Consider the following 19272-nt stretch of genomic DNA (forward strand, 5'->3'; position numbering starts at 1 on the left):
TTCTTATTCAAACTGCTGATTAAAACGTTCAAAAAATAAATCTGACTCTTTTTCACTAGTCTCAGTTTCTAATTCGGTTATCTTTGGTAGATCATTTAAATCTTTAAGACCAAAATAATCCATAAAGTAGCCCGAAGTTCCATATAAAATAGCTCTTCCAGGACCTTCTGCTCGACCCTTTGGTTCAATCAATCCTCTAAGCGTGAGTTTTTGCAGTGCTCCGCTTGTTTGTACTCCTCGTATCTCATCAATCTCCATCCGAGTCAAAGGCTGCTTATAGGCTATAATGGCAAGTGTTTCTAGTGCTGCTTGTGAAAGATTAGTGGTCAAAGGCGAAATAGCATATTTTTTTATGACATCTGCATACTCTTTTTTAGTCGCTAGTTGATAGTGATTTCCAACTTCCAGCAACATCAACCCTCTGGCAGTCATCGTTTCATACTCTTTTTGAAGTCGCATTAAAAATTGATAGGCTTGTTGAGTTGAACACTCTAAAAGAGTTGAGATTTCCTCTAGTGTCATCCCCTCATCTCCAGCTACAAAAAGAAGTGCTTCAATTACTGCTAATTCATCCATACTACTCATCACCTATTTCTTCTGTTTCTGATGGATAGACAATAATATCTCCATAGGTTATTTCTTGTTGAATGTAAATATCTTTTTCCTTGATGAGTTCAAGTAAAGCCATAAAGGTCGTTACCATCTCATTTTTTGTTGGTTTTTCAAAAAAACCTGCAAACAAAACCCCTTGATTAGCTTTTACATTTCTCAGTTTTCCCATGATAAAATCCATTTTTTCATTAATTGAAGTCTCTTCAGCTTTAATTTTTGTTTGTAAAGGGACCTTTTTCATTTTCTTATTAAACATTTCTTGAAAAGCAGCTACTAAATCAAATGTACTGATTTGAAGAGGTTCAAGAGGAACCTTTTCTTGTAACAACTCTAAATTAGCGGGCTCTTTAGAAAAGTAATAACTTCGTTCTTCTTCTTTTACTTTTAACAAAGCGGCTGCTGATTTGAATTTTCGATATTCTAACAATTGCTCTACTAAGGCATCTCGGGGATCTTCACCAGAATCATAAAATCCTTCATCTTCTTGATCTGCATCGATTTCCTGTTTGGGTAACAGAAGTTTACTTTTTATAGCCATTAATGTAGCGGCCATAACTAAATAATCGCCCGCAACATCTAGCTGCAATACTTTCATTGCTCGAATGTAATTCAAATATTGTGACGTTACATCAGCAATTGGGATATCGTAAACATCGATTTCTAAATGTTTGATCAAGTGCAACAATAGGTCTAGCGGCCCTTCAAATGCATCAATTTTTATATTTATATCAGATGACATTTAATCCTCGCCTTTTTCATCAGCTACTGAGAACTGTTGTTGGTTCCGTTTACTTTTTTCTTGCTCCCACTTAGCAACTAAAGTGGACGTTTCTAATGTTCCCAGTATTTTTTTTGGTAGAAAACGACGTTCTAAAGCTTCTAACATTTTATAACTAATCCCTTCATTTCTAAATGAGGGATTGATTGAGATATGTCTTAACAATATCATTTCGTTTCCAATTTCTACGCCTACTACAGCTATGATATCCTGAGTGTCCTCACTTTTCCATAAATAAAGTTTACGATCTTCTTTACTTTGATACCAATCCATTTCGTCTTGCAAACGTGAAACGTCTTTTAAATCTGGAACGAATGAGAGCAATCCCATTGAAATTTTTTCATAATCATTTTTGTAATCGAGTAACATAATTTCCTCCTAGCGCTTTAAGCATGCAATACTAACTATTAGCGCATATCTATTAATAAAGAGAGCAATCTAATCTCATTAAGTCTGCATAACTTTCTCGCTTAATAGCCAAAAAATCTTTTCCATTTTCAACAAATACTACGGGTGGTCTTGGAATACGGTTATAATTGCTTGCCATTGCATAACCATAAGCACCAGTACTAAAAACAGCTAAAATATCAGTGGCATCTGCTTTTGGCAGTGGCAAATCCCAAATTAGCATATCGCCAGACTCACAACATTTCCCAGCAATAGAGTAAGTTTCTTCTACTGTATCTGCTACACGATTCGCCAAAACTCCCGTATATTTCGCATCGTATAAGGCAGGTCTGATGTTATCCGTCATACCACCATCAATGGCTAGGTAGTTTCGAACATCTGGTATCTTTTTTTGCGAACCGACTTGATATAAAGTGATCCCTGCATCCCCTACTAGACTACGACCTGGTTCAATCCAAATTTCAGGCATTGGCAATTGAATTTTTTCTGAAACAGACTGAACTTCATCAATTAAGTTATTTATATAATCTTCAATTGGCAACGGCTCATCTTCAGATGTATATCTAATACCAAAACCTCCACCAACGTTTAAAACACGCAATTGAAAGTCAAACAATACTTGCCATTCTTTTGACTGTATCATTAATTTATCAACCGCTAGACTAAAACCGTCTGTTTCAAAAATCTGTGAACCGATATGACAATGCAAACCCATTACATCGATATAAGGCATTTCCAAAGACATTTTTAAAGCTTGCTGCGCCTGACCATTTTCCAGATCAAATCCAAATTTAGAATCGGTCTGTCCAGTAGTAATGTATTCATGAGTATGAGCTTCAACTCCAGGAGTTACCCTTAATAGAATAGACACTTTTTGTTGGCGCTGTTTAGTATATTCATTCAATTTACTTAATTCATAAAAATTATCGACAACAAAACAACCAATGTCATAATCCAAAGCTGCAATAATTTCTGAATCTGACTTATTGTTCCCATGAAAATGGATTTTTTTATTTGGGTATTCTGCTTGGATAGCTGTAAATAACTCTCCACCAGAAACAACATCTAATGACATTTCTTCTTTTGCCATCAACTGATAGACTGCCAAACAAGAAAATGCTTTACTGGCATAGGCAACTTGAGCTTTGATGTTACGATCTTGAAAAGCTTTTTTGAATGTCCGTGCTTTGTATTTCATTTGAGAAATATCGTATACGTAGACTGGTGTTCCATATTTTTCAACCAATGAAACTGTGTCTACACCGCCAATTTCTAAATGGTTAGCTTCATTCATTCTCATTGTGCCTGTTAGTAATCTTTCATCCATTAATCGACTATCCTCATTTCAATTTCTCTTGTTTTTTGCTTTACTTACTTTAACACAAAAAAAAGCATTTCTCAATGTAGGCTTGTACCTTGAATAAGCCTGCATTGCCTCATTCTTTAACTTGCTTAAGAGATGAACAAAAGAGAAACTGATTAAAATTATGGCTAATAAACCATAGCTTTTCACAGTTTCTCTTTGTATTTGTCTGATTACATTTCTGAAAGGATATTTTTTACAAGTGCTTTAAATGTATGTTTAACACGTTGAGTAGTTTCAACAACTTCTTCATGATTTAATTGAGCTTGCATACCTGCTGCTAAGTTAGTGATGCATGAAATACCGATTACTCTCATATCAGCGTGTTTTGCTACTATAACTTCTGGAACGGTTGACATCCCTACTGCATCGGCTCCGAAAAGACGAACCATTCTTATCTCTGCAGGTGTTTCGTAAGTAGGTCCAGAAAAACCGATATAAACACCTTCTTTTAAGTCGATATTCATATCTTTTGCTACAGAACGGACAGTTTCTTGATACACTACATCGTAAGCATGGCTCATATCCGTAAAGCGTGGCCCCATAGAGGCATCATTTGGTCCAATTAAAGGATTTACACCTGTATAGTTAATTTGATCTGTAATCATCATTAATTCCCCAGGTGTAAAGTCAGCATTAACTCCACCTGCTGCATTTGTAACGATTAGAGAATGAATACCTAAAGCTTTCATTACACGTATCGGAAAAGTTACTTCTTCTAAAGAATAGCCTTCATAAAAATGAAAACGTCCTTGCATAGCTAATACTTTTTTACCACCAAGTGTTCCATATACTAACTGTCCAGCATGACCTTCAACAGTTGAAACGGGAAAATGAGGAATTGTACTGTAAGAAATCGCAATTGCGTTTTCAACTTCGTCGCCCAATTCACCTAATCCTGATCCTAAAATTAAGCCGATTTCGATATCTTGAACGCCTTTTTCTAGGATATAATTTTTTGCTTCATTTATTTTATTTAACAATGCGGTAGTCATAACCGTCCTCCATTAATTCTTTTTTAGTTTAATTCCTTTAAGAAACTTTCCCCAAAACCAGTATCTTGAACAGTGAAGTTTTCTGCAATAGTTGCTCCAATATCAGCAAAATGTCCTTGAGGAATTTCTCCGTGCCCTTTCATAGAAGGGGAATATGCTAATAAAGGAACATATTCTCTTGTATGATCTGTTCCAGGAGCTGTCGGATCATTTCCGTGGTCAGCTGTAATTAATAATAAATCGTCTTCTTTTAATTTCCCAACGATTTCATCAATTCGATTATCAAACTCATCTATTGCTTGACCATAGCCAGCAACATCACGACGATGTCCAAACTTGGCATCAAAATCAACAAGATTTAAGAAGCTAAGACCTTCAAAATCTTTGTCCATAACGGTCAATAATTTGTCCACACCATCCATATTGTCTTCCGTACGTACAGAATCAGTAATACCTTTTCCATTATAAATGTCATTGATTTTACCAATTGCGATTACTTCTTTCCCAGCTTCGCTTAAATGATTTAAGACGGTTTTTCCAAAAGGATCTAACGCATAGTCATGACGTCCACTTGTTCTTGAGAAATTACCCGGTTCCCCAATATACGGGCGAGCAATAATTCTACCAATCATGTAAGGATCCTCTTTTGTAATATCTCTTACAAATTGACAAATACGGTATAACTCTTCTAAGGGAATAACTTCTTCATGAGCTGCAATTTGTAACACAGGATCTGCTGAAGTATAGATAATCAGATCTCCTGTTTCTAATTGGTGCTGTCCATATTCATCAAGGATAGCTGTCCCACTTGCTGGTTTGTTTCCAACAATTTTACGGCCAGAAAAGTCCTCTATTTTTTTTAATAAATCATTTGGAAAACCTTCTGGGAAAACACGGAAGGGAGTTTGAATGTTCAGCCCCATAATTTCCCAATGTCCAGTCATCGTATCTTTACCTACTGATACTTCTTCTAATTTAGTATAATACCCTAGACTATCTGACACACTGCGAACATCTTTCAACGGCTTAATATTTCCAAGCCCTAATTGTTCTAGATGAGGTATTGTCAAACCAGCCTCTTGCGCAATATGACCTAAAGTATCGCTTCCTAAATCATTAAATTTATCAGCATCAGGCGCTTCACCAATACCAACTGAATCCATAACGATTAAATGCACTCTTTTATATGACATTCGTTCTTCATCCTCCTAATAATAGGTTTCTACAGTTTCATTATAGTAAAAAGTATACAAGAAAGCGAGTAAAACTCTGAATACTTTATTTTTTAAGCTCTGGGATGATAGGTTTTGTAAACGCTTGACATCCTTTGTTTGGTAATATGCGTATATATTTGAGTTGTGGAGATATCTGAATGACCCAACAACTCTTGCACCACTCTTAAATCAGCTCCATTTTCTAATAGATGTGTCGCAAAAGAATGACGTAAGGTATGAGGTGTCACTTCTTTTTCAATCCCAGCTTTTTTGACGATTATTTTCAAGTTTTTCCATACGCCTTGTCTGGTTAGTTTGCGCCCATGGTGGTTTAGAAATAAGTACGGTGAACGCTGACCTTCTTTTTCTAACTTTGTCCGACTATAGCGCAAATATTTTTCAATCCATGTGATTGCCAGATCTCCTAAAGGAATGATTCGTTCTTTATCCCCCTTACCAATTGTTTGAATTAATCCAAGTGATAAATGCAAATCATCTAATTTTAATTCTGTTAATTCAGAAACGCGCAAACCAGTTGCATACATTACTTCAAGCATTGCCCGATCTCTTAATCCTAGAGTCTCTCCTGTATTCGGAGTTTCTATTAAACGATCTACTTCTTTAATCGATAATACTTTTGGTAATTTTTGTGCTTTCTTTGGTGTGTCGATATGTAGCATCGGATCACTTTGGGCTATTTGTTCCTGTTTTAAAAACTGATGAAATTGTCTTAGGCAAGAAATCATTCGAATAATCGTACCTGCTGATTTTTCTTTCTCCTTTAAATCCTGCAAAAATGACAACACAGTATACCGATCAATTTGATTCCATTCAGTTACCTTAATTTGTTCAATAAATACCAAGTATTGTCTGATATCTCTTTTATAGCTTTCAATTGTATTTTTTGAAAGACCTCGTTCGATTGTAAGAAACCGTATATATTCTTCTATATCTTCCTTCAATTTCTTCACCTCTATCACATTAAACATACTACATTGAGTAACATACAAAAAGAAGGCAAGAACACTTTGTGAACTGCCTTCTTTACTTTATTCATTGTCTAGTTCTATTTGATCTTCTTCATTTTCTATTTTAGTTACGGGTGCAACAAGTTTTGTTTCGCCATCTTCTTGTACAATTAAACGTTGTTTCATTAAATTTCCAATAGCACGCTTAAATTGACCTTTACTGATTCCAAATCGATCAGAAATATCTTCTGGTGAACTCTTGTCGGTATAAGGGAAACTACCTGTTTTTGTTCTTTCTAAAATGGCCATTAACATTGCAGCATCGTCTCCGATAGCTTCATAGGCACGTGGCATTAAAGACACATTTATAACACCATCTGGTCTGACACCAATGACACGCCCAGATACAACTTCTCCTAAACGAGGTTCGTCTTTACGTTCTGAAGGATGGATGAATCCAATTTGGTTATCTTCTGTCAAAATAAAAGTTCCAATCATTTTCAGGCGGTAAGCTGTTCCTTTAATATTTTGATTAATTAATTCTTCTGTTCCTTTTTTTGCTAACGATTGATAGACTTCATCACTTGCCAGTTCTCCCCACATACGGTCTTTATCATCTACTCTTATTGTTATCAACAAACGGTCACCTTTTTTAGGCCACAGTTGTTTAATCGTAGGCAACTCGTCAAGTGAAACAACTAATTCTTTGTCAGGTAAACCTACATCTACAAATACACCTAAATCTTTACGTGTATCTATTACTGTTCCCCACGCGTAATGTCCAACTTGAGCTTTAGGTATATCTTGAGTCAACATAAAGTCTTTATCCATTGAGATATAAGCAAAACCTTCTACGGTATCTCCAAGTTTGTACTCCATTCCTTCTGCTTTGTCTAATTTATAGGTTACTCCATCTTTTTGTACAAAAAACGCATCTTCGTTTACATCTGTGACAAGTCCTGTAATAACTTTTCCTAATGATTGATTCATATTTTTTCCTCCATAATTTTCAAAATAATCTTCGCATTTTTGTTCTACTAATCCATCTACTTTATTTTATAGGAAAATGAAGTAGATGGAAAGTAAGGAACAATTTACCCAAATCAAGTTTACCATATTTTTTTTATGTAAACTAAATAATAAATTTTTCAAAAAAAAAACTCCCTATCGGATCTAAAATCAATCCTCAAGAGAGTTTTGTTTAGTTAATTGTGATTAGATTGCTGTAGTAGCTCCACGGTAAACAATTCCGCGACGTGAGTCAACAGTAATTAATTCATCATTTTTAATAAGTGTTGTTGCATTTTCAACATTCACAATTACAGGAATGTTCATTGCAATAGCAATAACAGCTGCATGACTAGTCAAACCGCCTTGTTCTACTACTAAAGCTGATGATTTTTCAATTGCTGGCAAGTAGTCTTTATCTGTTGTTTTAACAACTAAAATTCCACCTTCAACAGCATTTTTATTTGCTTCGTCAGCACTTGTTGCGACAGTTGCTTTACCAATAACAGCATCTGATCCAACACCTTGACCACTAGCTAATTTAGTTCCAATTAATTGGATCTTCATTAAGTTAGTTGTTCCACGTTCTCCAACTGGTACACCAGCAGTAATGATAATTAAATCTCCTGCAGAAGCAAATCCAGTTTCTTGAGCAATTTTAGTAGCAAGATTAAACATATCATCAGTTGAACCAGGTTTTTCAGAAACGACTGGAGAAACACCCCATGTTAATGCTAAACCACGCATTTGACGCTCTGTAAACGTAACAGCAACAATGTTAGCTTTTGGACGGTATTTTGCAATCATGCGTGCAGTATGTCCAGATTCTGTTGCTGCAACAATTGTTTGAATGTTCAAGTTACGAGCAGTATGTCCTACTGATTGACCAATAGCTTCAGTCATATCTGTTTGGCTGTAAGCTTTTAATGCAAATGCATCTTGGTTTACTAATGCTTCTTCTGTACGAATAGCAATGCGTGACATAGTTTGTACAGCTTCAATTGGGTAATCCCCAGCAGCAGTTTCTCCAGAAAGCATAATAGCATCTGTACCATCAAAAATAGCATTTGCAACGTCACTTGCTTCCGCACGAGTTGGACGTGGGTTTTGTTGCATTGAGTCTAACATTTGTGTAGCTGTGATAACTGGTTTACCAGCTTGATTACATTTTTGGATAAGAGCTTTTTGAACGATAGGAACTTCTTCTGTAGGAATTTCAACTCCTAAGTCTCCACGTGCAACCATTAATCCATCTGAAACTTTCAAGATTTCGTCAATGTTATCTACGCCTTCTTGATTTTCAATTTTAGGAATAATTTGAACGTGTGTCATGTTTTCTTCTTCAAGAATTTGTGTGATTTCTAATACATCACTTGCACGACGTACGAAACTTGCAGCAATATAGTCAACATCATTTTCTAAACCAAAACGAATATCAGCAGCATCTTTATCAGTGATACCTGGTAAGTTAACAGATACGCCTGGTACGTTAACACCTTTTTTGTTTTTCAATGTTCCTGGGTTTTTAACTAAAACAACAATTTCACCATTTGCATGGTCTAAGTCTGTTACTTCAAGATCCACTAAACCATCATCTAATAAGATGTGAGTTCCAGGGTTTACATCATTGATCAATTCAGGGTAACTGATTGAGAATTTTTCTTTTGTTCCTTCAACTTCTGTCATTGAGATACGAACAACGTCTCCTGCTTCAAAATCCACACGACCGTCTTTCATGTTATGCGTACGCATTTCAGGACCTTTTGTATCTAATAGAATTCCTACCATTTTGCCAGTACGTTTTGAGGCTTCGCGAATGTTTTTGATACGCGCACCATGCTCTTCAAAATCACCATGTGAAAAGTTTAAGCGGGCTACATTCATACCTGCATCTATCATTTGAACCAGTTGTTCAACTGTTTCACTTGCTGGACCAATCGTACATACAATCTTCGTTTTTTTCATTCTATTATCTCTCCCAACAGCAATTTTTTATTACAATTTTTTTAAAGTTTGTAATTCGTTTAATAAGATATTTCTTGATTTAATTTGTATAAGCTAACATCAGGCATATGTTTTTTTGTTTTCAAGGTTTCAACAATATCATTTTCAACAATTTTATTGTCTACGATTCCTATGCATAATCCACCTTTACCAACTTTTAATAAATCAACAGCTCTCGCACCAAAAACACTTGATAATACTCGGTCACGAGCAGTTGGAGAACCTCCACGCTGAACATGTCCTAGAACCGTAACACGAGCTTGATAATCACCAAATTTTGATAATTCATCTGCAAAGTCGTTTCCGTTCATTACGCCTTCAGCTAAAATAATGATACTGTGTTTTTTACCACGTTCACGACCTTTTTGAATCGTGCTTGCAATTTCTTCCATATTAAATTCTGTTTCAGGAATAATAATTTGTTCTGCTCCTCCTGCTACACCAGTCCATAATGCAATATCTCCTGCATTACGTCCCATAACTTCAATAATGAAAGTACGCACGTGACTTGTTGCTGTATCACGAATTTTATCAACAGAATCTAATACAGTATTAATGGCCGTATCAAATCCGATACAGAAATCAGTACCTGGAATATCGTTGTCGATTGTACCTGGTAAAGCTATAGTTGGATAGCCGTGTCTAGTTAACGCAGCAGCACCCATGTAAGAACCGTCTCCGCCAATAACTACTAAACCTTCAATTCCAAATTTATTTAGTTGTTCAATACCTTTTAATTGACCTTCTTCAGTAGCAAATTCAGGATAACGAGCAGAATAAAGAAAAGTTCCACCTCTCGAAATCTTATCACCTACATCTCTACGAGTTAATTTACGTATATCACCTGCCACCAAACCAGCATAGCCATAGTTAATACCGTATACTTCCATACCTTCATAAAGACCTTTACGCACAACAGCTCGAATAGCTGCATTCATTCCTGGAGCATCTCCACCACTTGTCAAAACAGCAATACGTTTCATATTGACTTCACCTCATAAAATAGATTAAAGTAAACAGCTCTTCTAAACAACTCGTAACTAGTATCATCTAAAAAATCTTTTTACTCATTACACTTATATATTCTAGCACAAATCACTCTTAGTTCAAACTTACAAACATAAGCTCAACTGCTATTCTACCATTTTTATAACGTCTTGTCTTTTTAAAAATCAGTTTTTATTAAAAAAATACCTATATTTAACTATTTTTGATCACAACATTTTCTTTCCCCAGTAGTTCTTCCAATTGTTCCATCAACTCGGGGGTATCATGGATCCAATTTTCTTCTGCTAAAACAATTTTTTTATTTGTTTGTACATAGTAAAGAACGACCGGTATGTTGCCCTTTGCCTTCATCATTATTTTTTTCATTTGTTCTAATGTATCGTTAGTATTCTGTACCTCTTGTATCCGTATAAAACATTTCTTAGTGGTATAACTGTCCATTACTTTCTCAACATCTTCTATTTGACTAACGATCATTTGAGGTGTATCTTCTCGCTTTGAATCAACTTTTCCAGAAACGTATAAAATTGTTCCATTATTAAGAAGATCAATAAATTGACGATATTTTGTTGGGAAAAGTGTGAGCGAACAATCTCCAGAAGTGTCACTGATTGTTACGAAAGCCATAGATTCGCCTTTTTTCGTGCGGATTTTATGCACATTTTTTATCATCCCGATAATTCTACTTGTTTTTCCAACCGTCAACTCGCTCGTATACTCAACTTGTTTCCATTGTCTCAGCTGATCATACTTTTCAGTTGGATGACCTGACAAATAGGTGCCTAAATATTGTTCTTCTGTTTCTAGTTTTTCCTCAAGCGTTAGATCTGGAGCAAATTCATATTTAGGTTTTAACAATTCAAACAAACCAATATTGTTTCCGCTCATTTTTATACTTTGAACAATTCCATCAACCGATGCTAAAAGAGCGCCTCTAGAGTAATCAAATTGATCGAATGCTCCTACGTAAATTAAAGGTTTAATGTATTCTGGCTTCAACCATTTTTTATCCAATCTTTTGAGAAAATCAATCAAATCTAAATATCTCCCATCGTTTTTCCGATTTTGGATCATTTCGACAATCATATCTCTTCTTAGACCTTTGATTGAATTGAAACCAAATAAAATATCATTTTCAGTTAATGTAAATCCACTGAAACTCGTATTGATATTAGGTGGGATGACTTTTATTTTCCTTTTCTTTGCTTCAATAATGTATTCTTTCATCTTAGCAGAACTATTTAGGGCTGAATTTAATAGCGCCACAAAAAAAGAATTCGGGTAGTGCGCTTTTAAATAGGCCATCTGATACGCAATGAACGAGTAGGCCACTGCATGGGAACGGTTAAACCCATAATTCGCAAATCGTTCGATATAATCATAAACTTGCATGGCCACTTCTTTAGTGTATCCTAATTGGTTTGCACCAGAAATAAAATGGTGTCTCTCTTTATCAATAATGGATTTTTGTTTTTTCCCAATCGCTCGTCTTAAAATATCCGCTTGACCTAAAGTGTATCCACCCATTTTAGCAGCCACCTGCATGACTTGTTCTTGATAAACCATTACACCATAAGTGACCGCTAAAATTTCTGACAAGCTTTCATGAGGGTATTCTATGGGAAGAACACCTTTTTTCCTTTTAATAAAGGTATCGATCTGTTCCATTGGACCTGGACGGTACAAAGCATTTACGGCTGCGATATCTTCAATTGAAGAAGGCTCTAATCTACGAAGAACGTTTTTTATTCCAGTCGATTCAAACTGAAAAATTCCCACCATATCTGCTTGACGGAATAAGTCCAGAGTCTCTTGGTCTTGCATAGGAATAACAAGAAGATCCAATCGTTTGCCAGTTTCCCTTTGAACCAATTTTAACGTATTGTCAATGATCGTTAAATTTTTCAACCCTAAAAAGTCCATTTTTAACAATCCAATTTCTTCTACATTTCCCATCGGGTATTGTGTTAATAGAATCTCTCCTCCACCTTTTTGCAAAGGAACATACTGAGTTAATGGGTTATCACTGATAACGATTCCGGCTGCATGTGTCGATATATGACGAGGCAAACCTTCAATTCTTTTGGCTGTTTTAAAGAGCAAACTATTTTTATCATTTTCTTCAACTAGTTTTCTGAGCGTTGCTGATTCTTTATAGGCTTTTTCTAAAGTGATGCCCAATATTTTGGGAATGGCCTTTGACCACACATTTGCTTCTGAAGGACTTAACCCAAATACTCTTGCTACATCTTTTAGAGCCATCTTAGCTGCTAACGTTCCGAAAGTGGCTATCTGAGCAACATGATTTTGACCATACTTATTTTTTACATAAAGCAAAATTTCTTCACGTCGATTATCAGGGAAATCCAAATCGATATCAGGCATTGTATACCTTTCTTCATTCAAAAATCGTTCAAATAATAAGTTGTACTCAATCGGATCAACGTCTGTGATTTCTAGTAAATAAGCCACCAAAGATCCAGCTGCTGAACCTCTACCTGCACCTGTAACAATTTTCACTTTATGAGCATACGCCATGACATCCCACACAATTAAAAAGTAATCTTCAAACCCCATTTTTTGAATAACGGCTAATTCATAATTTAATCGCTTTGTGTATCGTTCATCTGATTGAGGCACTCTCACTGCTAAACCTTTTAAGCACTGTTCTTTTAAAAACTCCGTTGTCTTTGTGTCTTTAGGTAAAGGAAATTTTGGCAATAATTGTTGATGCAAGGATATGTCCGCATCAATCATTTCAGCTATCTCGTTGGTTCGTTGAGCAGCCTGTTCCAAACCGTTATCTTTAAATAACTTTTCTACCTCAGTGCTTTCAGGCAAATAATACTCGCCTACTTCAGTTTCCTGTTGAAGGGAGAGTATCTCTCCCTTATTGATCGCTCTTAATACTGTAGTACTAAAGTCATCAGCTGCATCGATGTACCGAATATCGTGCAAAGCAACTGTTAAAGTGCCCGTTTCATTTGCTAGTTCATTTACTGCATCTTTGATTACCTTAAGTTTTTGATGCAACTGTATGCCAAGATAAAATTGTTGCTTAGGAAAAGCCGCTTGCCATTTTTCGACAACTGTTGCTGCTGCTTTTTTTTCATCTTGAAGTAAAAGAGATTCTACTTCTCCTTTTTCCCCAGGTGTTACTGCGATTAAATTTTGACTGTATTGACTTATTTGTTTAATTGTAAGGCGTTCATTTTCAGCTAGTAACATTTTTTCACTTGAAAGAGCCATCAAACTTTCATATCCTTTAGCATTTTTAGCTAATAGAATAATTGAATACGTCTCTTCACTATTTACAATACCGCCAACATCTAACGTTAACCCTAAAATGGGTTTGATCTGATGTTTTTTGCACATTTTATAAAAGTCAACCATTCCATATAAGACATTGTGGTCGGTTAAAGCAATCGCTTGATAACCTCGTTCTTTTGCTTTGACCACTAATTCTTCAATTGAAGTTGTACTTTGTAATAAACTATAAGAACTAATAACTTGTAATTGTACAAATGACATTTTGTCACCCCATTCTAACTCATTACTATCTATTATACCCTTCTAAGATTCGGATACGCAAACCTTCTAAAAAGAACTTTTTATTCTTGCCGCATTATCCTAAAGTAACCCACAATCAAAAAAATTCCTACTTACTTTTGCTTTACAAAGTTTTTGAAAGTGCTAAAATGAACGTGTAAAAGAAGAGAGGTTATATCATGAAATATTTAGTGACATTATTTTGGGGATTCCTTATAGGACAAGCTGTCAATTACATTGGTAGTTCATTATCAAGCGGCTCGTATGACTTTGTTACAGCATCTGCTATTGGATTATTTATTGGCGTTATGGTTATTTTAATTGCCAAGTCTTTTCCTAATCAAAAACATGGACATCCAGCTAAATAAGCTTTATATAAACAAAAAAAGACATTCTAATGAATGTCTTTTTTTGTTTAGTCATTTAAAATTAATGTCTCGTAAGATAATTGATCCTCATTTAAGGTAATCGTTACTTTGGATTTTGGTGGGATTTCTCCAGAAATGATCCCTTTAGCTAAAGGTGTTTCCACTTCCTTAGTAATAAACCTCTTCAATGGTCTCGCACCATACATAGGATCGTAAGCTTTTTCTGCTATCCATATTTGTGCCTCATCTGAAATAGTCAGTTCAATATCTTGTTCTGCTAAACGTTCTGACAAATTGTGTACTAATTTGAGAACAATCTTCTTCACAACTTGTATGCTAAGTGGTGCAAATAAAATTGTATCATCGATTCGATTTAAGAACTCTGGTTTAAAAGATGTTTTTAACAATGACATCACATGTTCTTTCGTCTCTTCTTTTATTTGACCATGTTCATCTGTGCCTTCCAACAATAGATCAGAACCAATGTTACTTGTCATGATTAAAACTGTATTTTTAAAATCGACCATTCTGCCTTTAGAATCGGTTAGGCGTCCATCATCTAATACTTGTAACAGAATATTAAATACATCGGGATGAGCTTTTTCAATTTCATCTAACAAGACAATAGTATACGGACTTCTTCTTACCGCTTCGGTTAATTGCCCTCCTTCATCATATCCAACATAACCCGGAGGTGCTCCTATCAATCTTGAAACAGTATGTTTTTCCATATATTCGCTCATATCGATTCGCACCATATGATCTTGCGAGTCAAATAAATTTTCGGCTAAAGCTTTAGCTAATTCGGTTTTTCCTACACCAGTAGGTCCTAGAAACAGGAATGAACCTAGTGGACGATTAGGATCTTGTATGCCAGCTCGAGCTCGGATAACCGCATCTGATACACTTTGTACCGCTTCATCTTGACCGATAACGCGTTCACTTAATGACGTATCTAAGTGCATCAATTTTTCACGTTCTCCCTTAACTAATCTACTAACAGGAATACCAGTCATTCGACCAATAACGACAGCAATTTCTTCATCCGTTACCGATTCTTGCACAAGTCTGATTGAATTGCCTTGGGCAGCTAATTGTTCCTCTTCCAGCTTTTTCAATTCTTTTTCTAAAGCAGGAATTTGCCCATGTCTTAAAACAGCGGCACGTTCTAGGTCATAGTTACTTTCAGCTTCTTCTAATTCATGACGCGCTTTTTCAATTTCAGCACGTTTGTTACGCAATTTAGTGACTTCTTCTTTTTCAGTTTCCCATTTCATTTTTAACTGATTGGCTTCTTCACGTAGATTAGATAATTCTTCTTGAATAATCTCTAATCTTCGGATGCTAGCATCATCTTTCTCTTTTTTCAACGCTGCTTCTTCGATTTCCAGCTGCATCAAACGACGCGAAACTTGATCCAATTCAGTAGGCCGTGAATTCATTTCCACTCGAATCGTTGCACAAGCTTCATCTATCAAATCAATGGCTTTATCCGGTAAAAAACGATCCGTAATGTAGCGGTTAGATAAAGTTGCAGCAGCAACTAAAGCATTATCATGAATATTTACACTATGGTGAATTTCAAAACGTTCTTTTAATCCCCTTAAAATACTGATGGTCTCTTCTACCGTTGGCTCATCAACGAGCACTTTCTGGAAGCGTCTTTCAAGCGCTTTATCCGTTTCCATGTATTTCCTGTATTCATCTAGTGTGGTTGCACCAATACAGTGCAATTCGCCACGAGCTAACATAGGCTTCAATAGATTTCCTGCATCCATGCTGCCTTCTGTTTTACCGGCACCTACAATAGTGTGGATTTCATCAATAAATAAGATGATTTGTCCTTCACTTTTTTTCACTTCTTTTAAGACGGCTTTTAAACGTTCTTCAAATTCACCACGGTATTTAGCTCCTGCAATCAACGCGCCCATATCTAATGAAAAAATAGTTTTTCCTTTTAAATTTTCGGGAACGTCTTTTCGAACAATTCGTTGAGCTAACCCTTCTACTATAGCTGTTTTACCGACACCAGGTTCTCCAATCAATACAGGATTATTCTTTGTTTTACGAGATAAAATACGAATCACATCACGAATTTCATCATCTCTTCCAATGACTGGATCTTGGTCTCCGCTTCTTACCGCCTTGACCAAATCAGTTCCATATTTTTCAAGTGCTTGATAGGTTTCTTCTTGGTTTTGTGAGGTCACGCGATCTCCTCCTCTTATTTTTTCAATTTCAGCTTTTAATGCCTTTTCAGTTAATCCATTTTTGGTTAAATACTTTGTTAAACTGTGGTTCTTTAATTTCATAAGTGCTAGCAAAACAATTTCGGTTGAAAGGAAATCATCTTGAAATTCAGCCCTTAAAGTATCAGCTTCCGTTAGCAATCGAAATAAATTTTGGCTCATTCCTTGTCCATATTGAACATTTGAGCCTTCCACAGTTGGGTAATTGTCTAATTCTTGGTCTACAAAAAATTCAAAATCATCTGTATCGATTCCGAGAGATTGATAAAGTCCACGTGCAAAATGGTCAGGAGTCAAAAACACTTTCCATAAATGGAGAAGATCAATTTCTTGATGCTTTCTCGTTACGGCAATACTTTGAGCTTCACCAAGAGTTTGCTGCATTGTTGTGGTCATTTTTTCTATATCCATTGGAACCCCTCCTTGATTTTTCTAACCTTATTATATTCAATTAGTCAGTAAAGGTCAAACAAAAATGATTGAATTTTCATACTCATTTTTCGGACTTATGGGAATAGAACTTACTTCCAATTACTAGAGTTAAAAAAGTTTACTCTAACTTTTGTAGAGTAAACTTTTCTTTATCTAACGCCTAATGCAATTCTTGCATAACGGCTCATTCTGCTGGTATCCCAAGCAGGGTACCAGACTAGCTTAACTTCGGTTGAAGTAATTTTAGAGATTGATTGCATAGCTGTCATAATATCATTAGTAATGGTATCTGCTAATGGACAGCCCATTGTTGTTAACGTTAACTTTATCACACAGTGATTTTCATCCATTAGTTCAATAGCGTAAACTAACCCTAGATTGACAATGTCAATGTTCAGTTCTGGATCGATAACTTGTTCTAAATCTGTCATTATGCATCCTTTAAGCTCTTCTATTTGATTTTCACTAGTTGGTTCCATTGGGTAACCACCTTCTCATTTTTGACTTTATTTTACCTCTTATAAGAGGTGAAGTAAATCATTTCAACGAGAGATTGTGATTTTTTTATAAATGTTTATTGAAATATTCAGCTGTTTCAACCGAAATCATATAAGGGACATGATGACCATGTCCTTCCGTCGTTGTAAAACTCACATGTTGTCCATAATCTTGATCTTTTATTTTTTTATAAAAATCAAAAGTTGGTTGATAAGGTACTAAATCATCATCTTCATCATGCCAGAAATGAACAAATTTACCATCAATTTTTTCAGGTTGTAAATCGAGTGAAATAGCTTTTAACGATTCGATAGCAGGAGCAAATTGTTCTGACTCAAAATCGATTTCGACCCCTTGTTGCCATTTAGATGTCAATAACCATTTAGAAAACGGAATCGGTGCAGGACTTCCCATCAAGACAACCGCTGTTTTTATCCAAGGATATTGTGTCAATAAAGCTGAAGTTGTTACGCCGCCCATAGAAAGGCCAGACACACCTATGCGATTTTGATCTGTTAATCCCGCCTTTACATAATGGTCGATGATGGATGGAAATTCCACTAGACTATGTTGGACAACATCCCAAAATTCCATACTTCTTTCGTTTACTGGTGCTCCTTGACTTCTTTCTCCATGTAAATAAGCTTCAGGGATCAATACTCTGAATCCTTTTTTAGCAATTTCATACCCATGGACTAAAGAGCTTTCTTTAAAATTTGTCCACCCATGATAGAAAACAACAGTTGGTAAAGTTTCATTTATACTTTCTGTTGAAACAACTTCTAATATAGGGATGCCATTCACATTCTCTTGTTTTACCGTTATCATCTATCTAACCTCTTTCTATATTTATTCTCATAGACTTTGTGGTACACTATTCGTAAAGGTTCTTGCAGTAAGTGTAGCATAAAAGAAACATAGAAGCTTTTATAAAGACAAATGAAGAATAGTCGGAGGATTTTGATGAATAAAAAATTAATTGCTCTTGATTTAGATGGCACCACCCTGAATAATCGTTCAGAAATTTCAGTAAGAACACAAAATGTTTTAACAACTTTAAGAAATGCGGGTCACCTTGTTTCAATCGTAACCGGCAGACCTTATAGAAACAGCAAACAGTTTTATACTCAATTAGGTATGGAAACGCCCATGGTTAACTTTAATGGAGCGTTGTGTCATTTGCCAGACCAATTAAATTGGGAATCACAATACCACAAAACATTAGATCGTGAAATTGCCTTAGATATGCTGACTTTAAAAAAAGAGTTAGATATCCATTTAATTGCAGCTGAACTTAGAGATACGGTTTTTGCGGATAACTATTTCGTTCCTTATAGCGATTTCTTTCCAGAAGGAAAAAAAGGCGCTTCAAAACTTACATCTTCTAGTTTAAAAGAAGACCCTACTGCTGTTTGTGTATTTACGGATAAAGAAAACCAAGCTTATATCATTGAAAAAATTTCAGCTCGTTATGGCGATTCAGTCGAAATTAGAACTTGGGGCGGACAAACACCTTGTTTAGAAATCGTAGCAGCAGGTGTACAAAAAGCATTGGGTGTCGAGCGCATTGCTCAAGTATATGGTATCAATCAAAAAGATATTATTGCTTTTGGTGATGAAGACAATGACTATGAAATGATTCAGTATGCAGGTCATGGCGTAGTAATGAAAAATGGAATCGATTCTTTAAAACAAATTTCAAATGATGTAACAGAGAAAACCAATAACGAAGAAGGTTTGGCTCATTATTTAGAAAATTACTTTAAATTAGTCTAATTTCTTACCTTAATTAAACGTAAAAAAAGACAAGGAGTCATT

General features: G+C 35.5%; 16 protein-coding genes. 2 read left to right on the forward strand and 14 right to left on the reverse strand.

The genetic code is table 11. The features are described from left to right. Nucleotides 1-3: 3 nt before the first annotated feature. The 11 genes from scpB to dnaE all read right to left on the reverse strand — a co-directional run bounded on the left by scpB (nucleotide 4) and on the right by dnaE (nucleotide 13889). Nucleotides 4-576 carry an SMC-Scp complex subunit ScpB gene (scpB, locus tag ABS916_RS01050; RefSeq protein ID WP_350450152.1) on the reverse strand — a complete coding sequence of 191 codons (573 nt, stop codon included), beginning with the start codon at nucleotides 574-576 and terminating at the stop codon, nucleotides 4-6. Between the two features lies 1 nt (nucleotide 577). Beyond that, nucleotides 578-1351 (reverse strand): segregation/condensation protein A, encoded by a 774-nt coding sequence (locus tag ABS916_RS01055; protein ID WP_350450153.1) that lies wholly within the window; start codon nucleotides 1349-1351, stop codon nucleotides 578-580. Beyond that, nucleotides 1352-1759, reverse strand: coding sequence for a GNAT family N-acetyltransferase (locus ABS916_RS01060; RefSeq protein ID WP_350450154.1), 408 nt, complete (start codon nucleotides 1757-1759; stop codon nucleotides 1352-1354). Nucleotides 1760-1811: 52 nt separating this feature from the next. After that, complete coding sequence (lysA, locus tag ABS916_RS01065; protein WP_350450155.1) at nucleotides 1812-3125, reverse strand: diaminopimelate decarboxylase; 1314 nt, start codon at nucleotides 3123-3125, stop codon at nucleotides 1812-1814. Between the two features lie 209 nt (nucleotides 3126-3334). Further along, a complete protein-coding gene (locus ABS916_RS01070; protein WP_350450156.1) occupies nucleotides 3335-4156 on the reverse strand; it encodes a purine-nucleoside phosphorylase in 822 nt (273 codons plus the stop codon). A 23-nt stretch (nucleotides 4157-4179) separates the two neighbouring features. After that, nucleotides 4180-5349, reverse strand: a complete 1170-nt coding sequence (gene deoB / locus ABS916_RS01075; RefSeq protein WP_350450157.1) for a phosphopentomutase — start codon at nucleotides 5347-5349, stop codon at nucleotides 4180-4182. 92 nt (nucleotides 5350-5441) lie between these two features. Beyond that, entirely contained in the window at nucleotides 5442-6332 is an 891-nt protein-coding gene (gene xerD / locus ABS916_RS01080) for a site-specific tyrosine recombinase XerD (protein WP_350450158.1), read from the reverse strand. Nucleotides 6333-6419: 87 nt separating this feature from the next. Continuing rightward, nucleotides 6420-7328 carry a CvfB family protein gene (locus tag ABS916_RS01085; RefSeq protein WP_350450159.1) on the reverse strand — a complete coding sequence of 303 codons (909 nt, stop codon included), beginning with the start codon at nucleotides 7326-7328 and terminating at the stop codon, nucleotides 6420-6422. Between the two features lie 225 nt (nucleotides 7329-7553). Next, nucleotides 7554-9311, reverse strand: a complete 1758-nt coding sequence (gene pyk / locus ABS916_RS01090) for a pyruvate kinase (protein WP_350450160.1) — start codon at nucleotides 9309-9311, stop codon at nucleotides 7554-7556. A 59-nt stretch (nucleotides 9312-9370) separates the two neighbouring features. Then, complete coding sequence (gene pfkA / locus ABS916_RS01095) at nucleotides 9371-10333, reverse strand: 6-phosphofructokinase (RefSeq protein WP_350450161.1); 963 nt, start codon at nucleotides 10331-10333, stop codon at nucleotides 9371-9373. 217 nt (nucleotides 10334-10550) lie between these two features. Next, entirely contained in the window at nucleotides 10551-13889 is a 3339-nt protein-coding gene (gene dnaE / locus ABS916_RS01100; RefSeq protein WP_350450162.1) for a DNA polymerase III subunit alpha, read from the reverse strand. A gap of 197 nt (nucleotides 13890-14086) precedes the next feature. On the opposite strand from dnaE, the gene ABS916_RS01105 reads away from it, so the two are divergent. Further along, the gene (locus tag ABS916_RS01105; RefSeq protein ID WP_350450163.1) at nucleotides 14087-14275 is read left to right on the forward strand and encodes a YjzD family protein; all 189 of its coding nucleotides are present in this window, start codon (nucleotides 14087-14089) and stop codon (nucleotides 14273-14275) included. 47 nt (nucleotides 14276-14322) lie between these two features. Here ABS916_RS01105 and clpB read toward each other — a convergent pair whose 3' ends face one another. The 3 genes from clpB to ABS916_RS01120 all read right to left on the reverse strand — a co-directional run bounded on the left by clpB (nucleotide 14323) and on the right by ABS916_RS01120 (nucleotide 18282). Then, nucleotides 14323-16935, reverse strand: a complete 2613-nt coding sequence (clpB, locus tag ABS916_RS01110; protein WP_350450164.1) for an ATP-dependent chaperone ClpB — start codon at nucleotides 16933-16935, stop codon at nucleotides 14323-14325. 170 nt (nucleotides 16936-17105) lie between these two features. After that, entirely contained in the window at nucleotides 17106-17435 is a 330-nt protein-coding gene (locus ABS916_RS01115; RefSeq protein ID WP_350450165.1) for a metal-sulfur cluster assembly factor, read from the reverse strand. Nucleotides 17436-17520: 85 nt separating this feature from the next. Continuing rightward, nucleotides 17521-18282 carry a prolyl oligopeptidase family serine peptidase gene (locus ABS916_RS01120; protein WP_350450166.1) on the reverse strand — a complete coding sequence of 254 codons (762 nt, stop codon included), beginning with the start codon at nucleotides 18280-18282 and terminating at the stop codon, nucleotides 17521-17523. 135 nt (nucleotides 18283-18417) lie between these two features. Between ABS916_RS01120 and ABS916_RS01125 the strand changes: the two genes are divergently transcribed. Continuing rightward, entirely contained in the window at nucleotides 18418-19230 is an 813-nt protein-coding gene (locus tag ABS916_RS01125) for a Cof-type HAD-IIB family hydrolase (protein ID WP_350450167.1), read from the forward strand. The last annotated feature ends 42 nt before the right edge of the window (nucleotides 19231-19272 follow it).

This window comes from Carnobacterium sp. (assembly GCF_040274945.1).
Taxonomy (GTDB): Bacteria; Bacillota; Bacilli; order Lactobacillales; family Carnobacteriaceae; genus Carnobacterium_B.